General features: G+C 71.2%; 12 protein-coding genes. 7 read left to right on the forward strand and 5 right to left on the reverse strand.

What is annotated here, in order from left to right; all coding sequences use genetic code 11:
• Positions 1 to 64: 64 nt before the first annotated feature.
• Positions 65 to 886, reverse strand: coding sequence for a Fic family protein (locus AC07AB_RS00485; protein WP_478557703.1), 822 nt, complete (start codon positions 884 to 886; stop codon positions 65 to 67).
• Positions 887 to 987: 101 nt separating this feature from the next.
• Here AC07AB_RS00485 and AC07AB_RS00490 point away from each other — a divergent pair, with 101 nt between their 5' ends.
• Complete coding sequence (locus AC07AB_RS00490) at positions 988 to 1,980, forward strand: ATP-binding protein (RefSeq protein ID WP_478557706.1); 993 nt, start codon at positions 988 to 990, stop codon at positions 1,978 to 1,980.
• Here the strand turns inward: AC07AB_RS00490 and AC07AB_RS00495 are convergent.
• Complete coding sequence (locus AC07AB_RS00495) at positions 1,961 to 3,208, reverse strand: polysaccharide deacetylase family protein (protein WP_478557709.1); 1,248 nt, start codon at positions 3,206 to 3,208, stop codon at positions 1,961 to 1,963. The genes AC07AB_RS00490 and AC07AB_RS00495 overlap by 20 nt on opposite strands.
• A gap of 289 nt (positions 3,209 to 3,497) precedes the next feature.
• Between AC07AB_RS00495 and AC07AB_RS00500 the strand changes: the two genes are divergently transcribed.
• From AC07AB_RS00500 to AC07AB_RS00525, 6 genes are all read left to right on the forward strand, one after another.
• Complete coding sequence (locus tag AC07AB_RS00500) at positions 3,498 to 6,080, forward strand: SulP family inorganic anion transporter (RefSeq protein ID WP_478557712.1); 2,583 nt, start codon at positions 3,498 to 3,500, stop codon at positions 6,078 to 6,080.
• Positions 6,081 to 6,374: 294 nt separating this feature from the next.
• Complete coding sequence (gene acs / locus AC07AB_RS00505; RefSeq protein WP_478557715.1) at positions 6,375 to 8,342, forward strand: acetate--CoA ligase; 1,968 nt, start codon at positions 6,375 to 6,377, stop codon at positions 8,340 to 8,342.
• Positions 8,343 to 8,611: 269 nt separating this feature from the next.
• Entirely contained in the window at positions 8,612 to 10,009 is a 1,398-nt protein-coding gene (gene nhaA / locus AC07AB_RS00510; protein ID WP_478557718.1) for a Na+/H+ antiporter NhaA, read from the forward strand.
• 76 nt (positions 10,010 to 10,085) lie between these two features.
• Positions 10,086 to 10,544 carry a phage holin family protein gene (locus AC07AB_RS00515; RefSeq protein ID WP_478557721.1) on the forward strand — a complete coding sequence of 153 codons (459 nt, stop codon included), beginning with the start codon at positions 10,086 to 10,088 and terminating at the stop codon, positions 10,542 to 10,544.
• Positions 10,541 to 11,518, forward strand: coding sequence for an alpha/beta fold hydrolase (locus AC07AB_RS00520; RefSeq protein WP_478557723.1), 978 nt, complete (start codon positions 10,541 to 10,543; stop codon positions 11,516 to 11,518). The genes AC07AB_RS00515 and AC07AB_RS00520 overlap by 4 nt, the downstream gene beginning before the upstream one ends.
• A gap of 269 nt (positions 11,519 to 11,787) precedes the next feature.
• Positions 11,788 to 11,979, forward strand: coding sequence for a hypothetical protein (locus AC07AB_RS00525; protein ID WP_478557726.1), 192 nt, complete (start codon positions 11,788 to 11,790; stop codon positions 11,977 to 11,979).
• 101 nt (positions 11,980 to 12,080) lie between these two features.
• Here AC07AB_RS00525 and AC07AB_RS00530 read toward each other — a convergent pair whose 3' ends face one another.
• From AC07AB_RS00530 to nth, 3 genes are all read right to left on the reverse strand, one after another.
• Positions 12,081 to 13,280 (reverse strand): MarP family serine protease, encoded by a 1,200-nt coding sequence (locus AC07AB_RS00530; protein ID WP_478557729.1) that lies wholly within the window; start codon positions 13,278 to 13,280, stop codon positions 12,081 to 12,083.
• Between the two features lie 86 nt (positions 13,281 to 13,366).
• A complete protein-coding gene (locus tag AC07AB_RS00535) occupies positions 13,367 to 14,095 on the reverse strand; it encodes an NUDIX hydrolase (protein ID WP_478559654.1) in 729 nt (242 codons plus the stop codon).
• Positions 14,096 to 14,151: 56 nt separating this feature from the next.
• Entirely contained in the window at positions 14,152 to 15,012 is an 861-nt protein-coding gene (gene nth / locus AC07AB_RS00540; protein ID WP_478559657.1) for an endonuclease III, read from the reverse strand.
• Positions 15,013 to 15,139: the final 127 nt, after the last annotated feature.

A 15,139-nucleotide genomic window follows, 5' to 3' on the forward strand; every position in this document is an offset into this window, starting at 1 on the left:
CAGAGCTTTATGGGTACCGCCGCAACCCTGTGTACGACAGGGTGAATTCGGGTGCCGGGGATGTTCAGGCCGCGCCGCGCTGCAGCGCCTCGCACACGGCCGTACTCTCCCGCACCCCCAACTCGACGGCCCGGCCGCAGTGCGCGATCCACGCCGCCATGCCCTCCGGGGTGCCGGACACATAACCGTCGAGCGCCGCCGCGTACTCCGCACGCCCCAGCTCCGCGTGGCCCACCTCGGCGGGGCAGATCGACTTCGGGTCCAGACCGCTGCCGACGAGCACGATCCGCTCGGCGGTCCGGGCGACGAGGCCGTTGCACGAACCGAAGGGGCGCAGCGCCAGCAGTTCGCCGTGGACCACGGCAGCCGTCACCAGCGCCGGCGCCTCGCTCCCGGCGATCAGCAGCCCGGCCAGCCCGTCGAGCCGGCCCGCCACCTCGTCCGCGCCGGGAAGGGCGAGTTCGATCAGCGGCTCCTCGACCGGTTCGCCCGCGAGCCGGGGCCGCCCCACCATGTCGTCCGGCTCCGCGCCGCCTGCCGCCACCAAGTGCAGCCGGGCGAGGACCCGCAGCGGCGACTGGCGCCAGACGCTCAGCAGCGTGCCGGCCTCAGCGGTCAGCCGCAGCGCCGCGCCCACCGTGCGCGGTTCGCCCCCGACCCCGAAATCCGTGCGGCGGCGCACCTCTTCGAGCGCCCAGTCGGCGCCGGACAACGCCGCGGAGCCACGCGCCCCGCGGAGCGCCGCCTCCGAGGTGACCTCGTTGCTGCGGCGGCGCATGACGCGGTGTCCGTAGACGCGGTCCACGGCCTTGCGGACGGTGTCCACGGCGTCGGCGACACCCGGGAGGGAGCCCAGAGTGGCGAGCGGATCGACTGTCGTACTCATGGGTACGACCCTACGCACTTTGCGCCCGCGCCCCCCGAACGAGTGGTCTTCTTCACTCACCACTCTCACTTTCCGCGAGTGCCCACCTACTGTTGGTGAACATGAAGATCGCTTTCGTAGGCAAGGGCGGCAGCGGCAAGACCACGCTGTCCTCGCTGTTCATCCGCCACCTCGCCGCCGCCCGTACGCCCGTGATGGCCGTGGACGCCGATATCAACCAGCACCTGGGGGCGGCCCTGGGGCTGGACGAGGCGGAGGCCGCCGCGCTGCCCGCGATGGGCGCCCAGCTACCGCTGATCAAGGACTACCTGCGCGGCACGAATCCGCGTATCGCCTCCGCCGCCACCATGATCAAGACGACCCCGCCGGGCGGGGGCTCGCGGCTGCTGCGCGTCGGCGAGGACAACCCGGTGTACGCGGCGTGTGCCAGGACCGTGCACCTGGACGACGGCGCCGAGGTCCAGCTGATGGCGACCGGACCGTTCACCGAGTCCGATCTGGGCGTGGCCTGCTACCACTCCAAGGTCGGGGCGGTGGAGCTGTGCCTCAACCACCTCGTCGACGGCCGCGACGAGTTCGTCGTCGTCGATATGACGGCCGGCAGCGACTCCTTCGCCTCCGGGATGTTCACCCGCTTCGACATGACGTTCCTGGTCGCCGAGCCCACCCGCAAGGGCGTCTCGGTCTACCGCCAGTACCGGGAGTACGCGCGGGACTTCGGCGTCTGCCTGAAGGTCGTCGGCAACAAGGTGCAGGGCCCGGACGACCTCGCCTTTCTGCGTGACGAGGTCGGCGACGACCTGCTCGTCACGGTCGGCCACTCCGACTGGGTCCGCGCCATGGAGAAGGGCCGCCCGCCCCGCTTCGAGTCCCTTGAGGAGCCCAACCGGCTTGCGCTGCAAACCCTTCGGGACTCCGCGGACGGGTCGTACGAGGGCCGCGACTGGGAGCGGTACACGCGTCAGATGGTGCACTTCCACCTGAAGAACGCCGAGAGCTGGGGGAACGAGCGGACGGGGGCCGACCTGGCGGCGCAGGTCGACCCCTCCTTTGTGCTCGGCGAGGAGCGTTCGGCTACTCCGCAGCCTGCTTGAGCGGGCGCTGCGGCCGGGAGTCGGGGAACCGCTCCCAGCCGGTCTTCGGCCGCTCTCCCACGTCCAGTTTCCGCAGGTGGGAGAGGGTCTTCGGGTCCTGCACGTCCAGCCAGTCGGCGAGCTGCTTGAAGGAGACGCAGCGCACGCCCGCCTTCGGACAGACGGTCTTGATCGTGTCTTCGACGGCACGCATGTATGTGCCGCCGTTCCACGACTCGAAGTGGTCGCCGATAAACATCGGCGCGCGGTTGCCGTTGTAGGCGCGGTTGAACCCCTTGATCAGCCCGTCGTGCATCTGCTTGCCCCAGGCCGCGTGGCGGGCGGGGTCACCGCGGGTCGTACCGGACTGGTTGGCGAGGAAGTTGTAGTCCATCGAGAGCGTCTCGAAGGCCCGCCCGGGCACGGGGATTTCCTGGAGGGGGAAGTCCCAGACCCCGTCGATCCGGTCGGGCCAGACCTGGCGGCCGCCGACGGAACTGGAGTCGTAGCGGAACCCCATGGACTTGGCGGCCGGGATGAGGTTGCGCTGGCCCTCCAGGCAGGGGGCCCGACCGCCGACGAGCGCCGTGCTGTAGTCGAAGGGCAGCGGCTGTTCGCCCTTGAGCCCGGAGTTGGACTTCCAGTTCCGGACGAGTGATTCGGCCTGCCGGATCTCGCTCTTCCACTCCTCCGGCGACCAGGTGCCGACCCCCCGGTCGGGCCCGCAGAAGTGGCCGTTGAAGTGGGTTCCGATCTCGTTGCCGTCGCGCCAGGCTCCGCCGAGTTGTTCAGCGGTGTCCTTGATTCCCTTGACGTCGTTGAAGCCGATGTCGGAGGCGCCGGCCGCGTGTTTCGGGGGGTGGTAGATCTCCTTCTTGGCCCCGGGCAGCAGATAGACGCCGCTGAGGAAGTACGTCATCGTCGCGTCGTACTTCTTGCCCACCTCGCGGAAGTGGGAGAACAGCCGCTGCCTGTCCTGGCCGGCTCCGTCCCACGAGAAGACGATGAATTGCGGGGGCTTTTCGCCGGGTTTCAGCCGCTGCGGCTTGGGCTGGTGCGGCTGGGACCCGGTGTCGGCGGTCGAACCGTCGCCGATGAGCCGGGCAGGGCGCGGGGCGGCCTTGGGCGCGGCCGGGCCCTTGCGTGGTGCGTCGTCCTTGGTACCGGGGTCTCCCGAGCAGCCGACTGCCCCCGTAGCCAGTGCTGTTGTCACGAGAACCCCCACTGCGGCTCTCCATGGTGTAGCCATCGGCCCACCTCTTCCTTTGTTCGCTCCGTTGAGCCAGAGGGAACAAAAATCACATATATGACAAAAGGAAAAGATGACGACAAGCTACGACCAAGGGAACTTCACCCGATAGGAGGAATAGGCCCCCCGAACGACCTGCGAGACTTCCGCTCGCCTTTACTCTCCATTACGGTCTGTTTACCGAGCGTTGAGATTCACCCAGCCTTGCAGCCGCTCCCGCCGCTGCACGCCGTGACACACGGCCGCGCCCACACGCGACCGCGCCGCCCCGACGAAGACGGGAACGACCATGCAGACTCAGCCGCCTCAGCCGACCCACACCTCCCCGGCCCACTCCCCACCGGCCCACGGTCTCCCACAGCCTCGCCGCCGGCCTTCAGCGGTCCGCTGGCGCCGGGATCTGTCCGCTTCGGTCACCATCTTCCTGATCGCCGTCCCGCTCTCCCTCGGGATCGCGCTCGCCACCGGCGCGCCGCTCCGCTCCGGCCTCGTCGCCGCCGCGGTGGGCGGCATCGTCGCCGGGCTGCTCGGCGGGGCGCCGCTTCAGGTCAGCGGGGCGGCGACCGGGCTCGTCGTGGTGACCGCCGAGCTGGTCCAGCGGTACGGCTGGCGCGCCACCTGCGCGATCACCGTCCTCGCCGGCCTGGCCCAACTCGCCCTGGGCGCGCTGAGAGTGGCCCGCGCGGCGCTCGCCGTCAGTCCGGCGATCATGCACGCGATGCTCGCCGGCATCGGCGTCACGATCGCGATCGGCCAGCTCCACGTCGTGCTCGGCGACAGCCCGAACAGTTCGGCGCTGAGCAATCTCGCCGCCCTCCCCGGAGAGTTGTCGCACCCGCAGTCCGCCACCGTGCTGATCGGGGCGGTGACCGTGGCCGTGCTCGTCGCCTGGCCCCGCCTGCCCGGCCGGATCGGCCGGTGGGCCCGTACGGTCCCGGCGCCGCTCGCCGCCGTCGCCGTGGCCACCTCCGCGAGCGCCGGGATGGCGCTGCCCCGCGTATCGCTGCCGGGTTGGAAGCTCCAGGCGCTGCCCGCACTCCCGTCGGGGCCGGTGCTGGGGGTGGTCGCGGCCGTCCTGACGGTCACGATCGTCGCGAGCATGGAATCGCTGCTCTCGGCCGTCGCGGTCGACAAGCTCGCGGCCGAACGGCCCGGGCCCGGCGTGGGCCGCTCCGGGCTGAACCGCGAATTGGCCGGGCAGGGCGCGGCGAACGTGGTGTCCGGGCTGCTCGGCGGGCTGCCGATCGCGGGCGGCGCGATCCGGGGCTCCGCCAACGTCAAGGCCGGTGCCGCCTCCCGCAACTCAACGGTGCTGCACGGCATCTGGGTGGTAGGAGGCGCGGGGCTGGCGGCTTGGGTCCTGGAGCTGGTCCCGCTGGCCGCACTGGCCGCGCTGGTCATGGTGGTCGGCGTGCAGATGGTGAGCTTCGCGCACATCAGACATGTCCAGCGGCACCGGGAGTTCCCGGTGTACGCGACCACGCTCGGCTCCGTGGTCGTCTTCGGGGTACTGCACGGCGTGGCGGCCGGGATCGCGGTGGCCGCTCTCACCGCGCTGCGGCGCCTCGCCCACACCCGTATCACCGTGACGCAGGAGGACGGACGCCACCGCGTGCTGGTCGACGGGCAGTTGACGTTTCTGGCGGTCCCCAGGCTGACCCGGGCGCTCGCGCAGGTGCCGGCGGGCGCGGACACGGTGATCGAGCTGAGCGGCTCCTTCATGGACCACGCCGCGTACGACGCGCTGCACTCCTGGTCCAACGGGCACACGGCGCGCGGCGGCTGGGTCCGGCTGGGCGGCCGGGCCGGGCAGCCGATCGCGGAGCCGGCCAGCACCCACGCCTGCCGGCCCTGGACGCCCTGGCACAACCACCACTGCGTACGGCCGAGCGGCTCCCCGCCCGCGCAAGGGGGCGGGCGGCAGCTGCTGGGCGGCGTCAGCGCGTTCCAGCGGCATACGGCGGCGCTCGTACGGCCCGAACTGGCGCGGCTGGCCCGTGAGGGGCAGCGGCCCACCCAGCTCTTCCTCACCTGTGCCGACTCCCGTCTGGTGACCAGCATGATCACCTCCAGCGGGCCGGGCGATCTGTTCACCGTGCGCAATGTCGGCAATCTGATGCCGCCGCCCGGCAGCGACGCCTCCTGCGACTCCGTCGCCGCCGCCGTGGAGTACGCGGTGGAGGTGCTGAAGGTCGACAGCATCACCGTGTGCGGCCACTCCGGGTGCGGTGCGATGCAGGCGCTCCTCAGCACCTCGGCGACCAGCGCGGAGCCGAAGGCTCCGGCCGGCCGGAAGCCCGGGGCAGCTCACGTTCCCGGGCCTGCCACGCAGCCCGGACCAGCCACACAGCAGCCCGTCCCGACCGCACAACCCGAGCCAGTCACACAGCAGCCCATCCCCACCGCACAACCCGAGCCGGCCACACAGCAGCCCGCGTCCATCGCGCAGTCCGTCCCGGCGATTCGGCCCGAGCCAACCGTGCAGCCCGCAGCAGCCGTACGGCTCGGGCCGGCCCCGCCAGTCGAGTCGGCCGCACCCGTCGAACTGTCCGAACCGACCCCGCTCGACCGGTGGCTGCGGCACGGGCGCCCGAGCCTTGCCCGGCTCCAGCGCATCGGCCGGCTGGGGCGCGGTGAAGTCGCGCTCACCGACCGCCCGGTGAGCGATGACGTGGAGCGGCTCGCCCTCGTCAACGTGATGCAGCAGCTCGATCACCTGATGGCGCACGCCTGCGTCGCCCGCCGGGTGGCCGAGGGCAGGCTCCAGCTCCACGGCATGTACTTCCATGTGGCCGAGGCTCAGGCGTATGTGCTGGACGAGCGGGAGAGGACCTTCACGGCCGTACGGCCCGAGGTCCTCGACCCGGTCTGACCACGCCATTCGGACTCCGCCCGGCCTCCGCTCGGCCTCCACTCGGCCTCCACTCGTCCCCGAGCGGCCCGCCCTCGGCCTCTCTCCCGCCGCCGGTCCTCGCCCCTCGCCCGTTCGCTGGTTCACCCGTTCGCGGGACGCCGATCAGCCATCGGCCGGGCGCGGGCGGGCTCCGGCGGGGGCGGACTGCATAACAGGTCTAAACCAATTTTACCGACAACCCTTGTCAGGGCATGCCGCAGGCTGATGAGCTAGGCCCGGGACACAACGGGCACCCTGGGAATGGGAGATGTCGTGAGCAAAGAAAGCCTGGCCAACCTCATGAAGGAGGAGCGCCGATTTGCACCGCCTGCCGAGCTGGCCGCAGCCGCCAACGTCACGGCGGAGGCGTACGAACAGGCCAAGGCTGACCGGCTGGGTTTCTGGGCCGAGCAGGCCCGCCGCCTGAGCTGGGAGACCGAGCCCACCGAGACGCTGGACTGGTCGAACCCGCCGTTCGCCAAGTGGTTCGCGGACGGCAAGCTCAACGTCGCGTACAACTGCGTCGACCGCCATGTCGAGAACGGCCACGGCGACCGCGTCGCCATCCACTTCGAGGGCGAGCCGGGCGACACCCGTACGCTCACCTACGCCGAGCTCCAGCGCGAGGTCTCCAAGGCGGCGAACGCCCTGATCGAGCTGGGCGTGGAGACCGGCGACCGGGTCGCCATCTATCTGCCGATGATCCCCGAGGCGGTCGTCGCGATGCTGGCCTGCGCCCGGATCGGCGCCCCGCACTCGCTCGTCTTCGGCGGCTTCTCGGCCGACGCGCTGGCCACCCGCATCAACGACGCCGACGCCCGCGTCATCATCACCGCCGACGGCGGCTACCGGCGCGGCAAGCCCTCCGCCCTCAAGCCCGCCGTTGACGAGGCCCTGACCCGCCCCGGCACCGAGAACGTGCGCAGCGTCCTCGTCGTCCGCCGCACCGGGCAGGAGGACGTCGCGTGGACCGAGGGCCGCGACGTGTGGTGGCACGAGACCGTCGAGCGCCAGAGCGAGACGCACACCCCCGAGGCGTTCGACGCCGAGCACCCGCTGTTCATCCTCTACACCTCGGGCACCACCGGTAAGCCGAAGGGCATCCTGCACACCACGGGCGGCTACCTCACCCAGGTGTCGTACACCCACAACGCCGTCTTCGACCTCAAGCCGGAGACCGACGTCTTCTGGTGCACGGCCGACGTCGGCTGGGTGACCGGGCACTCGTACATCGTCTACGGGCCGCTCTCCAACGGCGCCACCGAGGTCCTCTACGAGGGCACGCCGGACTCCCCGCACCAGGGCCGCTGGTGGGAGATCGTGCAGAAGTACGGCGTGACGGTGCTCTACACGGCCCCGACGGCGATCCGCGCCTGCATGAAGTGGGGCGACGACATCCCCGCCAAGTTCGACCTCTCCAGCCTGCGGATCCTGGGCTCGGTGGGCGAGCCGATCAACCCCGAGGCGTGGATCTGGTACCGGAAGCACATCGGCGCGGACCGTACGCCCGTAGTCGACACCTGGTGGCAGACCGAGACCGGCGGCATCATGATCAGCCCGCTGCCGGGCGTCACCGAGACGAAGCCCGGTTCGGCGCAGGCCGCGCTCCCCGGCATCGCCGCGACCGTCGTGGACGACGACGCCAACGAGGTTCCCGACGGCTCGGGCGGCTATCTCGTCCTGACCGAGCCGTGGCCGTCCATGCTCCGCACCATCTGGGGCGACGACCAGCGCTATCTGGACACCTACTGGTCCCGCTTCGAGAACCGCTACTTCGCGGGCGACGGCGCCAAGAAGGACGAGGACGGCGACATCTGGCTGCTCGGCCGGGTCGACGACGTGATGCTGGTCTCCGGCCACAACATCTCGACCACCGAGGTCGAGTCGGCGCTCGTCTCGCACCCCAAGGTCGCCGAGGCCGCGGTGGTCGGCGCGACCGACCCGCAGACCACGCAGGCCATCTGCGCCTTCGTCATCCTGCGCGGCGGCGTCGACGCCGAGGACGCGGGTCTGGTGGAGGAGCTGCGGGCGCACGTGGCCAAGCAGCTCGGCCCGATCGCCAAGCCCAAGCGCGTCCTGCCGGTGGCGGAGCTGCCCAAGACCCGCTCCGGCAAGATCATGCGCCGGCTGCTGCGCGATGTCGCCGAGAACCGCACCCTCGGTGATGTGACCACGCTGACCGACTCGTCGGTCATGGACCTCATCCAGGCCGAGCTCCCGTCCGCGGGCAGCGAGGACTAGGCAGGGCCGAGGGTCCGTCACAGATCAGGGCCGTACGAGCGAGGGGCACCCGGGCTGTCGCCGGGTGCCCCGTTCGCGTTCTCAGGACGGGCCGTGCGGCCGTTATGCCCGTAAGGTGCGGATCACCGGATTCGTTCCCGCCTACACCAGGTAAAGTGTTCAGCGCGTCAACATAACGCTAAGAAAAACACTCTGGTGAGCCGGGAAGTCTGGTCGGCAACTGCCTCAGCTGTGCCCTCAGCTGCCGAACCCCACCGGAGGCCGCCGACGTGACCGCGCCCAACAACCGCCGCTCCACCTTCCTCGGACGGCTGTCCCTGCCCGAGCGGAACTACATCGCCGAGGCACTGCGCACCGAAACGGTCGGCGGCGTCCTGCTGCTGGCCGCCGCCGTCGCGGCGATCGTCTGGGCGAACACCCCGCTGCGCGAGAGCTACGAGTCCCTCCGCGGCCTGCACCTCGGCCCCTCCTCGCTCGGCCTCGACCTGTCCATCCAGCACTGGGCCGCGGACGGGCTGCTCGCCGTCTTCTTCTTCGTCGCCGGCATCGAGCTCAAACGCGAACTCGTGGCGGGCGAGCTCCGCGAGCCGAAGGCCGCGATCCTGCCCGTGGTCGCCGCGGTCTGCGGCATGGCCGCGCCCGCGCTGGTCTACTTCACCGTCAACAAGATCGGCGGCGGCTCGCTCGGCGGCTGGGCGGTGCCCACCGCCACCGACATCGCCTTCGCGCTCGCCGTCCTCGCGGTCATCGGCACCTCGCTGCCCTCCGCGCTGCGCGCGTTCCTGCTCACCCTCGCCGTCGTCGACGACCTCTTCGCGATCCTGATCATCGCGGTCTTCTTCACCTCGCAGCTCAACTTCGTCGCCCTCGGCTTCTCCGTGCTGGGCCTCGTCGTCTTCTGGCTGCTGCTGCGCAAGGGCGTCCGCGGCTGGTACATCTACGTGCCGCTGGCCCTGGTCAACTGGGCGCTGATGTACAACAGCGGCGTCCACGCGACGATCGCCGGCGTCGCCATGGGCCTGATGCTCCGCTGCACCACCCGGGACGGCGAGAAGCACTCCCCCGGCGAGCACATCGAACACCTCGTACGGCCCCTGTCGGCCGGGCTCGCGGTGCCGCTGTTCGCGCTCTTCTCGGCGGGCGTCGCCGTCTCCGGGGGTGCGCTCTCGGACGTGTTCAGCAAGCCCGAGACGCTCGGTGTCGTCCTCGGGCTCGTCGTCGGCAAGGCGATCGGCGTCTTCGGCGGCACCTGGTGCGCCGCCCGCTTCACCAGGGCCGAACTGAACCCGGACCTCAAGTGGCCGGACGTACTCGCCGTCGCCTCACTGGCGGGCATCGGCTTCACGGTGTCCCTGCTGATCAGCGAGCTGGCGTTCGCCGACGACCCCTTGCTGACCGACGAGGCGAAGGCCGCCGTGCTGATCGGCTCGCTGATCGCGGCCGTGCTGGCCAGCGTGCTGCTCAAGATGCGCGACAACAAGTACAGGAAACTCTGCGCGGACGAGGACCGCGACGAGGACCAGGACGGCATCCCCGACGTCTACGAGCAGGACAATCCGGATTACCACCTTCGGATGGCGGCGATCCACGATGCGAAGGCCGCCGAACACCGTCGGCTGGCTGAAGTCGCCTCCACGCGCACCGCCGGGGACGATGGTCCGGCATGATCTGAGAGGCTTTAGGTCGCTGAAGATCCGCTGAAGATCTGCTGATGGTCCGTTGAAGACGAAGAGGGAGCAGGCGATGAGCACAGCCGACGACGGCACGAGCCGCAGCCTCGGGCAGCTGGTGGCCGCGGCCACCGCCGACCTGTCCGCGCTGGTGCACGACGAGATCGCGCTGGCCAAGGCCGAACTGCGGCAGGACGCCAAACGGGCCGGCATCGGCGGCGGCGCCATCGCGGCGGCCGGCGTGCTGGCGCTCTTCGCGCTGCCCGTACTGAGCTTCGCCGCGGCGTACGGCATCCACAACCTCGGCCTCGGGCTCGCCTGGTCGTTCCTGATCGTCGGCGGCGCGTTCCTCGTCGTGGCCGCGGTGCTCGGGCTGCTGGCCGTCGCCAAGTTCAAGAAGATCAAGCCGCCGGAGAAGTCCATCGCCTCGGCGAAGGAGACGGCGGCCGTGCTGGGAAGCGTCAAGCCGCACCCCCGCCCGGCGATCGAGGCCACCCGTACGGGCTCTTCTGTGACACGCTCGGCCGTATGACGGTTCCCGACACCTCCGCGGCGCCCGCGCACGCCGGCTCGGCCGCGGCCGCCGCGCTCACCGCGCCCTCCGCGGTCGTACGTCCCGACGGGCCCTGGAGCCACCGGGATGTCGCGGCCAACGGTGCGCGGTTCCACATCGCCGAGATGGGCGAAGGCCCGCTGGTGCTGCTGCTGCACGGCTTCCCGCAGTTCTGGTGGGCGTGGCGGCACCAGATGCCCGCGCTCGCCGACGCGGGGTTCCGCGCCGTGGCGATGGACCTGCGCGGCGTGGGCGGCAGCGACCGTACGCCCAGGGGGTACGACCCCGCCAACCTCGCGCTCGACATCACCGGCGTGATCCGCTCGCTCGGCGAGCCGGACGCGGCGCTGGTGGGGCACGACTTGGGCGGCTATCTGGCCTGGGTGGCGGCCGTGATGCGGCCGAAGCTGGTGCGGCGGCTGGCGGTGTCCTCGATGCCGCACCCGCGCCGGTGGCGCGCGGCGATGATCTCGGACGTCAAGCAGAGCGCCGCGAGTTCGTATATCTGGGGGTTCCAGCGGCCGTGGCTGCCCGAGCGCCAACTGATCGCGGACGACGCGGCGGTGGTCGGGCGGCTGATGCGCGACTGGTCGGGGCCGCGGGTGCCGGGTGACGAGGCCGTGGACGTCTACCGGCGGGCGATGTCGATCCCGTCGACGGCGCACTGTGCGATCGAGCCGTACCGGTGGATGGTGCGGTCGATCGCCCGGCCGGACGGCATTCAGTTCAACCGCCGGATGCGGCGGCCGGTGCGGGTGCCGACGCTGCATCTGCACGGCTCGCTCGACCCCGTGGTGCGTACCCGCAGCGCGGCGGGGTCCGGCGAGTACGTCGAGGCCCCGTACCGCTGGCGGCTCTTCGACGGCCTGGGCCACTTCCCGCACGAGGAGGACCCGGTGGCGTTCTCCACGGAGCTGGTGAACTGGCTCAAGGACCCGGAACCGGACCGTTAGGCGGAGGCCGGAGGGGCTGGGTCTTCGGAACGGGCCCGAGGCGGTCGGCACCGGCCGGTCGCGGGGCCACGATCGAGGGAATTCCGTATCCCGTGGGGCGGGCCCGGCCGCATGGCGCTCCGGGCTCGTCGGACGGCTCAACGGCCCCGGATCCGGTCATCCAGCGCAGCCGAACACCCGTCCTTCGAACAGCCAATTGCCCGGCGCATAGGCCAATTGCCGGGCCCCCGGGCGGTTACGGACCATGCGAGAGGGGCACTTAGCTCGGTATGGGCTGGACGCACGACTACCGTGACCTGACTCAGGAGCGCGGCGCCGATGGCGATGCCGCGCTGAGTGTTTCCGACAGGGGTGGCTCCCCGCGAGGCGTGGGCCATGACCCCCGGATCGGCATTCCACGCATCATCCGGCGCCGCGCGCGGTGGGTATCCGCGCGGCTTCGCCATCCGCGCAGCCGCTAGCCGCTCCCCAGGGGCGGGCCGGACAGTCCTCTGAAGCCGCGGGACCGGCCGAGTGAGGCCGGCCGCCGCCCCTTCCCGGGACGGCTCCAGGCCGCGGCTCCTCAGAGCGCGCAGCCCTCGCTGTCGACCTGGTGCGTGGCCGTACGGCCCCTGCCGGCGTCGTCCCGGACCTCGTCCGCGGTGAGGGCGTACCCGGTGTTGGCGTCGTCCAGGGACTTGGCGAAGACCACGCCGTAGACGCGGCCTTCCGGGGTGAGCAGCGGTCCGCCGGAGTTGCCCTGCCGCACGGTCGCGAACAGGGAGTAGACGTCCCGGTGGACCGTGCCGCGGTGGTAGATGTCCGGGCCCTTGGCCTGGATGCGGCCGCGGATACGGGCGGCGCGCACATCGTACGAGCCGTTCTCCGGGAACCCGGCGACGATGGCGCTCTTGCCGGTCGACGCGCCGGGCGTGGAGAAGCGCAGCACCGGCGCGTTCAGCGACGGGACGTCCAGGACGGCGATGTCGCGCTTCCAGTCGTAGAGGACGACCGTCGCGTCGTGCAGCCTGCCCCGGCCGCCGATCTGGACCGTGGGCTCCTTGACGCCGCCGACGACATGGGCGTTGGTCATCACCCGGTGCGGCGCGAAGACGAAGCCGGTGCCCTCCAGGACCTTCCCGCAACTGGGCGCGGTGCCGACGACCTTCGCGATGGAGCGCTGGGCGTCCCTCGCCACGGGGCTGGCCACGAGCTTGGGGTCGGGGGCCGGTACGTCGGTGATGGGCTCGTTGGAGAAGGGCGCGAAGACCTGCGGAAAGCCGTTCTGCGCGAGGACGGAACTGAAGTCCGCGAACCAGCCGTCGGCCTGCTGAGGAATCACCCGGGCGACGCCGAGCAGCACCTTGGAGTTGCGGACCTCCTTGCCGAGCGTCGGCAGGGAGGTGCCCGCGAGGGCGGAGCCGATCAGCCAGGCGACCAGCAGCATCGCGACGACGTTGACGAGCGCGCCGCCGGTGGCGTCCAGGGCGCGCGCCGGTGACCAAGTGATGTGGCGGCGGAGCTTGTTGCCCAGGTGGGTGGTGGCCGCCTGGCCGACCGAGGCGCAGACGATCACGATGACCACTGCCGCGATCGCCTCCCAGGTGCTGGGCGACGTCTCGTCGGTGGCGCTGTGCCAGATCACGGGGAGCAGATAGACGGCGACGAGGCCGCCGCCGAGGAACCCGATGACCGACAGCACGCCGACGACGAAGCCCTGCCGGTAGCCGACGACCGCGAACCACACGGCGGCGAGCAACAGCACGATGTCCAGCACGTTCACCGAAAAATGCCTCGCCTTGGAGTCGTCATGAAGTCGTTGGACCGCCCCGCTGTACGGGCGTCGGGGCGCCGTGCTGGGTCACCGTCTCACGCACGCCCGTCGAGCGGCACCCGCTTCTCCCGGTCCCAGGGCAGCTCCCAGCCGGAGTAGTGCAGGATCCGGTCGATGACGCTGGCCGTGAACCCCCAGACGAGGGTGTCGGCGACGTGGAAGGACGGGCCGCGGTGGCCGCTCGGGTGCACGGTCGTGGCCCGGTTGGCGGGGTCCGTGAGCTCGGCGACCGGCACCGCGAACACCCGCGCCGTCTCGCGCGGGTCGACCGGCATGACGGGGCTGGGTTCGCGCCACCAGCCGAGCACGGGCGTCACCACGAAGCCGCTCACCGGGATGTAGAGCTGTGGCAGCACGCCGAAGACCTGGACGCCGGACGGGTCGAGGCCGGTCTCCTCCTGCGCCTCGCGCAAGGCCGCGCGCAGCGGCCCCTCGCCGCCCGGATCGCCGTCCTCCGGATCGAGGGCGCCACCGGGGAAAGAGGGCTGTCCGGCGTGCGAACGCAGGCTGCCCGCCCGCTCGGTGAGCAGCAGCACGGGGCCGCGCGCGCCCTGACCGCTGTCGCGCTCTTCGGCAGCGTCGCTGTCGCCGCTGCCGCTGCCGCTGCCGCTGCCGTCACTGTCGCGGTCGCCGCCACTGCCGCGGTCGCCGTCGCCGTCGCCGAAGAGGACGAGTACGGCCGACTGCCGACCGCCCGTCTCCGGCGGCAGAAACCGGCTGAGCTGCCGCGGTTCGATCGTCTCGGCCGCCCGCGCCACGGGCATCAGCCACTGCGGCAGCCCCTGGGTGCTGACGACTGCCGCGCCACCGTACGTACTCGTCACTCGACCTCCACAGCGGCGCCCAGCGGCGGGGCCGGCTTGCCCGGATAGTCGGCCGGGGGCTTGAGCCGCTGCCCCGGCCGGCCGCCCATTTCGTATTTCAACAGTTCCTTGGCCTTCTCCGGGTCCGTCTCGCCCTCGCCGTACGACGGGCAGAGAGGCGCGATCGGGCAGGCTCCGCAGGCGGGCTTGCGCGAATGGCAGACGCGGCGGCCGTGGAAGACGACGCGGTGCGAGAGCATCGTCCACTCGCTCTTCGGGAAGAGGTCGCAGACGACGGCCTCGACCTTCTCCGGGTCCGTCTCGTCCGTCCATTTCCAGCGCCGCACGAGCCGGCCGAAATGCGTGTCCACGGTGATGCCCGGCACGCCGAAGGCATTGCCCAGGACGACATTGGCGGTCTTGCGGCCGACGCCCGGCAGCGTGACCAGGTCCTCCAGACGGCCCGGCACCTCGCCGCCGAAGTTGTCGCGCAGCGCCGCCGACAGGCCGAGCAGCGACTTCGCCTTGGCGCGGAAGAACCCGGTCGGCCGGATCAGCTGCTCCAGCGCCTCGGGGTCCGCCGCCGCCATGTCCTCGGGCGTCGGGTAGGCGGCGAAGAGGGCAGGGGTGGTCTGGTTGACCCGCAGGTCGGTGGTCTGGGCGGAGAGAACCGTGGCGACCAGGAGCTCAAAGCTGTTCTCGAAGTCGAGCTCGGGGTGGGCGTACGGGTAGATCTCGGCGAGCTCGCGGTTGATACGGCGCGCTCGGCGCACCAGCGCGAGCCGCGACTCGCCCGCGCGCGGCTTGCCACTTCCGCTCTCGGGCGGTTTGCTCTTGGCAGCCGCTCTCGTCTTCTTCTCGGGCGTACGTTCGCCCAGGGCGGAATCGCGGGGCGCGGCCGCCCTCCCCGTACCTTTGTCGGGGGGACCCCCGGGGCCCTTTCCCTGTGCTCTCACCGGCGTATTGGACACTCGGCCAGACTAAAGCCCAGCACTGACATCCGCC

Source organism: Streptomyces sp. NPDC044033 (assembly GCF_056434425.1).

What these genes read in the sequence shown, in the direction of transcription:
- AC07AB_RS00485 (WP_478557703.1), bottom strand. Translation starts at nt 886, where the DNA reads ATGAGTACGACAGTCGATCCGCTCGCCACTCTGGGCTCCCTCCCGGGT.
- AC07AB_RS00490 (WP_478557706.1), top strand. Translation starts at nt 988, where the DNA reads ATGAAGATCGCTTTCGTAGGCAAGGGCGGCAGCGGCAAGACCACGCTG.
- AC07AB_RS00495 (WP_478557709.1), bottom strand. Translation starts at nt 3,208, where the DNA reads ATGGCTACACCATGGAGAGCCGCAGTGGGGGTTCTCGTGACAACAGCA.
- AC07AB_RS00500 (WP_478557712.1), top strand. Translation starts at nt 3,498, where the DNA reads ATGCAGACTCAGCCGCCTCAGCCGACCCACACCTCCCCGGCCCACTCC.
- AC07AB_RS00515 (WP_478557721.1), top strand. Translation starts at nt 10,086, where the DNA reads ATGAGCACAGCCGACGACGGCACGAGCCGCAGCCTCGGGCAGCTGGTG.
- AC07AB_RS00520 (WP_478557723.1), top strand. Translation starts at nt 10,541, where the DNA reads ATGACGGTTCCCGACACCTCCGCGGCGCCCGCGCACGCCGGCTCGGCC.
- AC07AB_RS00525 (WP_478557726.1), top strand. Translation starts at nt 11,788, where the DNA reads ATGGGCTGGACGCACGACTACCGTGACCTGACTCAGGAGCGCGGCGCC.
- AC07AB_RS00535 (WP_478559654.1), bottom strand. Translation starts at nt 14,095, where the DNA reads ATGCCCGTGGCGCGGGCGGCCGAGACGATCGAACCGCGGCAGCTCAGC.